Here is a 1,069-nt window from a genome sequence, read left to right as displayed (position 1 = left end):
CGTGGCGGCGCCGGGGAGGGCGGGGGCCCCGGCGGCCGTGTGGTGCTGTGTCATGACCACAGCCAACCCCGAGCCGGTGAGACGATCCATCGTCGAGCGGCTCGAACACCTCATCGAGCGTCTAGGCTTCGGGTCGTGGACGCGTTGACCGGGTTGTTGCACGGCGCTCGCGCGCGGGGCGCGTTCCTGGTGCGGTCGGTGTTGGACCCGCCGTGGTCGCTGCTGGTGCGGGACCGGGCTCCGCTGACGGTGTTGACGCCGGTGCGGGGCGAGGCGTGGGTGGTTCCGGAGGCCGGGGAGGCCGCCCTGCTGCGGCCGGGGGACGTGGCCCTGGTGCGGGGCCCCGAACCGTACCGGGTGGCCAGTGCGCCGGAGTTGCCGCCGACGGTCGTCATCCACCCCGGGGACCGGTCGACCACGGTCGCTGGGGAGGAGTTGTGCGAACGGTTGGGCCTGGGGGTCCGGTCCTGGGGTGGGGGTTCGGCGGAGGGGGCCGTCCTGGTGACGGGCACCTACCACGCGGACGCGGCCGTGAGCCGCCGGTTGCTGGCGGCGCTCCCCGCCGTGGCCGTCGTCCCGGCGGAGGTGGGTGAGGGGTCGCTGGTCTCGCTGTTGGGTCGGGAGGTCACGCGGGACGAGCCGGGCCAGGAGGTGTTCCTGGACCGGTTGCTGGACCTGGTGGTGGTGTCCTCGGTCCGGGCCTGGTTCACCCAGCCCGGCTCGGCGGCCCCCGGGTGGTACTCGGCGGCCGGGGACCCGGTGGTCGGCCCGGCGCTGCGGCTGCTGCACGACCGGGCGTACGAGAACTGGACGGTGGCCACGTTGGCGGCCGAGGTGGGGGTGTCGCGGGCGACGCTGGCGCGGCGGTTCACCGAGCTGGTGGGGGAACCACCGATGTCCTACCTGACCGACTGGCGGCTGAGCCTGGCCGCTGACCTGCTGCGCGGGTCGACGGCGACGCTGGAGGCGGTGGCGCGGCGGGTCGGCTACGGCAGTGCCTTCGCGTTGAGCACGGCGTTCCGCCGGGAACGCGGCGTGAGCCCTCGGGAGTACCGGCGGGCCGGCGGAC

1 protein-coding gene is annotated in these 1,069 nt (G+C 75.1%); it reads left to right on the top strand.

Annotated elements, in window-relative coordinates; translation table 11 throughout:
* Positions 1–135 precede the first annotated feature (135 nt).
* Positions 136–1,069, top strand: a 934-nt coding sequence (locus tag ACTIDRAF_RS0206350) for an AraC family transcriptional regulator (protein WP_016697883.1), incomplete at its 3' end; no start/stop codon positions are given.

This window comes from Actinoalloteichus spitiensis RMV-1378 (genome assembly GCF_000239155.1).
Taxonomy (GTDB): domain Bacteria; phylum Actinomycetota; class Actinomycetes; order Mycobacteriales; family Pseudonocardiaceae; genus Actinoalloteichus_B; species Actinoalloteichus_B spitiensis.
Note: the sequence above shows the minus strand (reverse complement) of the source record. Positions and strands in the feature narration are given on the sequence as shown.